A 6,950-nucleotide genomic window follows, 5' to 3' on the forward strand; every position below is an offset into this window, starting at 1 on the left:
ATTCAACGCTAGGTTATAAATCACCATTAATATTTGAACGTGATTTTTTAAGACAAGCTGCCTAAATAACTGTCCTGTTTCTCTTGACCATTACAGTGCTTCAAACTCACTCACAACACTAACACACTCACACATCCACTCTAGCAATGGTTTTGCAATATCAAGTCCATCAAGTAATAAGTGATGTTCGACTAACAACTGTATAAACTCACGATTCGCTTTTACGTATGGGCGATAGTGTAAGGGAATATCTTGCAATTCAGTCTGAATTAAAAAAAGCTTTTTTCCCATGACTGTTACTCTGCCTGTTCCTGACTTAGCCATAACATTTCTCCAAATTTAGAATAGGCTATCAGGCAGAAGCTTGAGCCGATGAGCTTTGATGCATTTTACGAATTAAAGATTGGGTTTGTGCCAATAGCTTTACAAAGGTATCGTATTGTATCGAACGCTGCGTTTGCATTTCACGCAACTCAGATAATTGACTATCCACTGCACTAATCTCTGGCGTAAATACTTCAGTGACATACGTTTGTGTGGCTTCATCAAAAAATGTTTCAATTGCATTCGCAGCATCGTTAAACCCAGAACGGATTATAGTTCTAGTCTCAAGCAATGCCTTGGTTTGTTCTACTTCCTGAGCATCCTCTTTGAGTGCTAAATAAACATTTAAAACAACACCTGCAACAGCTAATACCCGTCCAGCATGCGCCAGATACTTAGTCCATTTTACAGCCTCCCAAGGCTTAAATTTTTTACCAAAAAACTTACCAACTTCCTTTACTATTTCATGTCCTTTAGTGCCTGAATAGTTCTTTAGCTCAAACATGGCCTTAAAGCCAGAGCTGGCAGGGTTAAAGCAGTTTTTTACCAAAAAATTACCTAAATCCTTAGAGTGATTTGCTGCTTTGTTAAGATTATTAGCCATTTCTGGGGATATTTTGGACGTTTTAAGGTGCTCATCCATGCGTTCTTTTAATCGAGGCAATAACTCTTTGGCAAGTTCGGAGTCCATAATTGCTTCAAATCGCTTTTCTAAATCCTCAATATGCAAACCAATAACCGTTTTGACTTGCTCATTGAGCAAGTTAGACAAATCGTCCGCTCTCTTTTCGGCTTCTTCAATTTTGATTTTTACGTCCTTTTCATTCATATCCTCATGTATCATACCAGCAATCTTTCGCCCATCATCCTTAATTTTTTCAACTTCCTTAGTTACGACGCGTCTAATAGACTCAGGAATTCTTTGTTGCTCTTCAACTAAAGCTCTTCGTTTTTGTAACAACAACTCTTCTAGCCCATTAATATCTAAATCACCTGTACTAGACTTTGCCAAACACTCTAAGAGCACTTGCTCAAGAGAGTATAATGCTGTTGTATAACGTCCTATTAATCCTTTCTCTCTAATAAATTGATTCAGTGTTTCGGCAAACTTATCCATTCCACTTTTACGCCACAATCTCTCCGCAACGCTTGCATCTGGATGGCCAGCCGCTCTAATACTAGACTCAGCATCTACAAAAGAAATATGCAAATCTTCGGGTGTAAAGGGTATAATCACTTTTTGCAAATCTTCAATAATAATCTGCTGAGCCTCTAACGAATTACCTGCTACATGTCTTTGCATTTTATTAATCAACAATAGCATCTCTCTGCCTTTATCTCTATCAACTGCTAACTTACGAAAGTGTTTTGCTAGATGGTCATCGAATAACTCATTTGTGGTAACAAAAACCAATAAGTCAGCATTTGCTAATGCACGATACGTAATTTCGTCGTGATCAGGCCTAAGGGATGTATGAACGCCTGGTGTGTCAATAATATCGACACCTTGCCAATGATAAGGATGTGTATGCTGCGTCGTAATACCTGCTCCAATAGCAATATCTTGTCGCCCTGTTAATGCACTAATGACACTTGATTTACCTGCACTGTACTGTCCTGCAAAGACCAATTTTAGTGGTCCATTTTGGCCTTCTAAACTATATGGTATTCTAGTAGCAAGACTTTTAACTTCATCAGACTCTGCGCTGACAATAGCACTCTTTGCTTGTGCAAGAAGCAAAGAACCTTCCTCTGCAAGCGCAATAATTTCAATATTATTTTTCATTTTATGATCCTTTTGATTGTTTAAACAATCACATGAAGTTTTGTTAATTGATACGCTATTGCAGCAAGATAGGAAGTTTCTTCGTCTAACGTATCTAATGGAACGCGCGCAACCTTAAGCTCACTATCAATGACAATATTATGCACTTGCTCTCCTAGCTTGTGTTTAAACAGATGTTGTAATACTTCGGCATCGGTATAATCACCTACGATAAAAATAACAGTCTCAGCTAACAATAACTCTAGCTTTTCTCGGTAACTAACTGGAGGATTAAAACCCTCTTGAAAGCAAAGGACGACCATATAGCCTGGTGCGCGGGCAACTCGAAGCAAGCCATCAACAAATTCGTTCTTATAGATGTCTTTTAGCGACTCTTTAACCAACTCATAATTCATTTCTGCTTGACGATCTTTGAGTATTTCCGCCAGTTCAACTTGGGTATTGGCAAGGCTCGATAACGCCGAACTGATAATATGGAGGTTCGATTCAACTAACCCAATCTGCTTTTCAATTAGCTCATGTTTAAACCATTTGAACAAACTATCACGATAATGTTTTTTAAGCTTTTCAACGTGCTTCTCTAGAGTCGACTCGAGTTTAGATCGTGCTTTAGCAGCCTTCGAATCTTTTGAGTCTGTGAACCATGAAAAAAATCCACTCACTACTGCTACACCAACAACAACCATCCAACTGACAGGCCCCAACATTGCAGCCAAAGTAACAGCACCCGTCGCGACAACCCCTAGCCAGCGTGCTATTTTACGTGTATCAGTGATCTTTGGCATAACAATAGACTCACTCTTGAGACTATCTACCAAAGTTAACTCAGCGTTTACCTCTCTAAAAAACTCTTTAAGGAATGCTTCTGCCTCTTTATGAAGGTTACTCATCAAATCTGAGGACTTCTTTTCAAAATTCAAACTTTTAACTACTTTGTCCCAAGCATCTCCAGCATTTTTATTTTCATAATTATCTTCTGCAAAACTTACAATTTCAGCACTTAAAGTACTACCCATCGCTCCGCAGAATGCATCTATTTTTTCAGTGCCTCTTTTTAAAAATGAATTATTCCAATTAACAAACTGCATTATCTTTTTTGCAAGTACACGGTTAGATGAAAAGTTTTGCTCCTTAAATCTCAATAACTCTTCTGATAGTTTGTACATTGGAACAACTGAAGCATCTATGAAGGTTTTTAGGCGAAAAAATCTACCGTTATCAATCACATGTCTAATTAATTGCTTTTCAAAAATAGCAAATCGACTTGCTTCCAATAATTCTTTTCTATGTTTGCTATGTTCTGGCTTATCTGCCAAGTAACGGGCATGGGCATGAATGGCTATAAAAGGAGCAGATGCACCTGGCAAGTGCTGATCGACAAGTTTAATAAATTGTTCCGTTAGTTCGTTTAATCGCTTTGCATTAAACGCATAATCAGGCTCACTTAAAAAATCCATTAAGTCTTCAGAATTTTGAATCGCAGTTTTGACATTGCAGACTGCGAGAATTGGCTTACCTAATTTTTTAAGCTCTACAAAGCAATCAGCTTCGGCAGGTTGAGGACTATCATCAGTAATTAAAAATACTATTAGGTCTGCCATAGTTGCGGCATCAAATGCAACAGTTTCATCTATATGACCTTCAAAAGCGGCAATACCTGGTACATCGGTTACTGTTAAACCCTTCCAAGTATATGTGCGTAAGTTCCTGGTAGTTCGCTGTTGTCCCTTACCAATACTTTTGCCATCGCCATTTGTAAGAATTTCCATTAAGGTGGACTTTCCAGCCATGGTACGCCCAAAAAGACTAATATTAAATGACTTCAAATGCTTTCTACGTTCTTCAAGCTTAGCCTCTGAATCACGCTGTAGTGTGTGCAAGTCTCCCATTACGTTGTTGAGTTGCTGTTGAATACTATCAAGAATATCTGGTGAGTGAACTTGACTTTTTTTAATTGACTCTAAGGTATTTTGAATGGTTGACTCAACATGTTGGATAGCATGGCCAGTACGTTTGAGATTATCATGAGCGACCCAATATCCTTTTTCCGCAAAGGAATTACATACTTTGAGAGCGTGCTCAAGCTCGACATTATTAGAAGAAGTATGATTTGACTGACTACGATTAAACATCTTTACTTGCTCTTTCTAATAATGCTGCTAAATCTAGGTTTTTACTCGTTTCGGCCCAGTCAGGCTCTTTAGTAAACGGATTAGCAATATAATACGGACCTTCAAAACTATTATCTGTATTTACTAGCACTATCGCTAGTATAAACTTATCTGCTTGATTTAACGCATATAAAATCTCATTTCGACTTACTGTTATGGTGCTTTGCCCTTTAGCCCGTCCTTTTACCTCAATATGCCGATCAGGTAAAATTGAACCGTCCGCATTCACAGGCGGTCGTGAGGTAATATCCCAACCACACTTTTGTGCTGATACATCAAATATCGTAAAACCTTTTTTGCGTTCTGCGTTAATCACAGCCTCCATGGCAATACGTTCAACTCGCGCACGGGCTTGTGCATCTAGGCTAAAAGTGGTTTGTCCCTTTAATTTAGCTAATAACCCTTGCGGTATGACTAATGCCCCACCCAAAATAACAGGTGTACTTGATACTACATTTTTCATTGTGAACAATTCGCGCTTACGCTGATTTAAACGCTCTGTTAATTCATCGACCCGACGACGTGCCATCTCAGGTTGTACTCGTGGTTGTTTACCTGCTGAAACATCATCGGTAAGTTTGATATATCTATCCGACCAATAACTAATTTCTTTAACTAAACGCTCATTAACCGCTGCTAATATTTTATCCGCCTGTTTCTCTAATCTTGCTTTAACTTCTTGATAATGGGCTGGCACTAAATGGCGTGATGCATATTGCAATGCAAGACTTTCTAAATCACCCTGTAACCATGGCTGGCTCAGTACTGTCTTTATCCGTATTAAATCATTATCATTGATTGGTTCAAGGTCTAAGTGTGGTGCCCAACCTGCATTATCTGCTTGTGATTGGCTATTTATTTCTACAAACTGCAAACGTCTAGATACCGTTAATGGATTATCTGCACTATTCTGACGGACGGAATGGTCAATCATAAATAAAACTTTAGCTTCTGTAGAATCATCATTAGCATCAAATAATATTGCACCTTGTTTTAATTTTTCACGGTGCATACTTAAAATAATATCTGTCGTTACATGCATTAAAGGATGACCTGGATGTATTAGGTCTGCCATTGGTTTACCATCCATACGAATTTGCTGCTTTTCAAAACAAATACGTTCATACTTTTTTAAAACAGGCGTGCGTGTTTCGCCAATGACTCGGTCTCGCTCTCTGAAAATCGCTGGCACATGGCGCACTTCAAACCGACCAAACTCACGGGAGCGCATCTCTCCACCCAGCAAAGGGAAAGCCTCAGAAAAAAATGCGCGAATAAAATAGGGTTGAAGCTTTCTAGCTTCTGCCTTTTCCATTTCTTCTTTGACAATATACAAATCCGCCAAAGTCATGTGCTGTTCTACTAAGGCATTACGTTGCATGATTTCTTTAAGATGATTGGTATCCAGTGCACCTTCAATAACTTGGTTTAGCCTTTGTTTGACTTCTGGTGACTCACCATAACGAATGGCCTCTATGAGTAACTCTTTAAGTGATTTATTTTCAAAAGCTTCACCCAAAATATCAAACACTTTACCGCCTAATGCTTTTTTCTCTGTTTCTATCTTTTCAAAAAGCTTGTTGAAAACCTCTCCCTCTCGTGTTTCATTTGCAACTAAATTCCACAAATGGCAAACTTCTGATTGACCAATACGATGAATACGACCAAAACGTTGTTCTAAGCGATTAGGGTTCCAAGGCAAATCATAATTCACCATCAAATTAGCATTCTGTAGGTTAACACCTTCACCTGCCGCATCTGTGGCAATCAGCACTAAGACATCAGGATTGTTTCTAAACTCTTCTTGGGCTTTGCGCCGTTGGTCACGATTAGTACCGCCATGAATAATCACTACTGATTCGGGCTGACCCAACATATCAGAGATGCGACCAACCAAATAATTTAAAGTATCTTTATGCTCGGTAAAAATAATTAACTTGCGACGACTACCACTCGCTGTAAACATTTCAGGTTTATCTTGCAATAAGCTAGATAGCTCTTCCCATTTGCGATCGCTTTTTGACTGAACCACCTGTAGTGCTTGATGCTCTAAGCCTTTTAAAATAACGATTTCGGCATCTAACTCATGAATAGTCTCAGCAGCTGTTGCTTGGTCAACTACTTGCTCCGCATACAGCTCATATTCCTCTGCACTTAGTTCATCATCAATATCATCTAAATTATCAGGAATATCTATTTGCTTCTTAACAATATATTCACCCAAAGTTTCAGCAACCCCCTGTTTAACAGCGTGACCTCGGGCTACTAATTTCATTTCTTCAAGACGCTCTTCTAATCGCTTACGTCGCCGTTTTAATGATTGATAAATTGCCTCTGGACTCGAAGCTAAACGCCTTTGTAATTGCGTAAGCGCAAAACCGACAGTTCCTTTACGTTTACCATCTAATTTATCAGCTCGATTCATTTCATTACGAACATAATCGGTTACATCTGCATATAGGCATGCTTCTAAAGGAGAAAGGTCATAATTCGCGGTATAGGCAAGACGCTCAGGAAATAATGGACGACCATCAAATCGTAATAATTCCTCCTTAACCATTCTCCGCATCATATTGTAATGGTTTAATAGAACAGGACACTTTGATAGGTAGTATTTATACTGCAAGTAGAGGTGTTTATGAAAGCAACGAAGTCAATGAAAAAGCCGA

4 protein-coding genes are annotated in these 6,950 nt (G+C 38.7%); all 4 read right to left on the bottom strand.

Annotated elements, in window-relative coordinates; genetic code table 11:
• Nucleotides 1-90: 90 nt before the first annotated feature.
• From C8N29_RS16165 to C8N29_RS16180, 4 genes are read right to left on the bottom strand one after another with little or no spacing between them, the layout of a single operon-like run.
• The gene (locus C8N29_RS16165) at nt 91-324 is read right to left on the bottom strand and encodes a hypothetical protein (RefSeq protein ID WP_107867106.1); all 234 of its coding nucleotides are present in this window, start codon (nt 322-324) and stop codon (nt 91-93) included.
• 28 nt (nt 325-352) lie between these two features.
• Nucleotides 353-2,110: a GTPase gene (locus C8N29_RS16170; RefSeq protein ID WP_107867107.1), complete on the bottom strand. Its 1,758-nt coding sequence runs from the start codon at nt 2,108-2,110 to the stop codon at nt 353-355.
• A gap of 20 nt (nt 2,111-2,130) precedes the next feature.
• Nucleotides 2,131-4,242, bottom strand: a complete 2,112-nt coding sequence (locus tag C8N29_RS16175) for a GTPase domain-containing protein (RefSeq protein ID WP_107867108.1) — start codon at nt 4,240-4,242, stop codon at nt 2,131-2,133.
• Nucleotides 4,235-6,841 (bottom strand): helicase-related protein, encoded by a 2,607-nt coding sequence (locus C8N29_RS16180; protein ID WP_239987202.1) that lies wholly within the window; start codon nt 6,839-6,841, stop codon nt 4,235-4,237. Before C8N29_RS16180 ends, C8N29_RS16175 begins: the two co-directional genes overlap by 8 nt.
• Nucleotides 6,842-6,950: the final 109 nt, after the last annotated feature.

It is taken from the genome of Agitococcus lubricus (assembly GCF_003051055.1).
Taxonomy (GTDB): Bacteria; Pseudomonadota; Gammaproteobacteria; order Pseudomonadales; family Moraxellaceae; genus Agitococcus; species Agitococcus lubricus.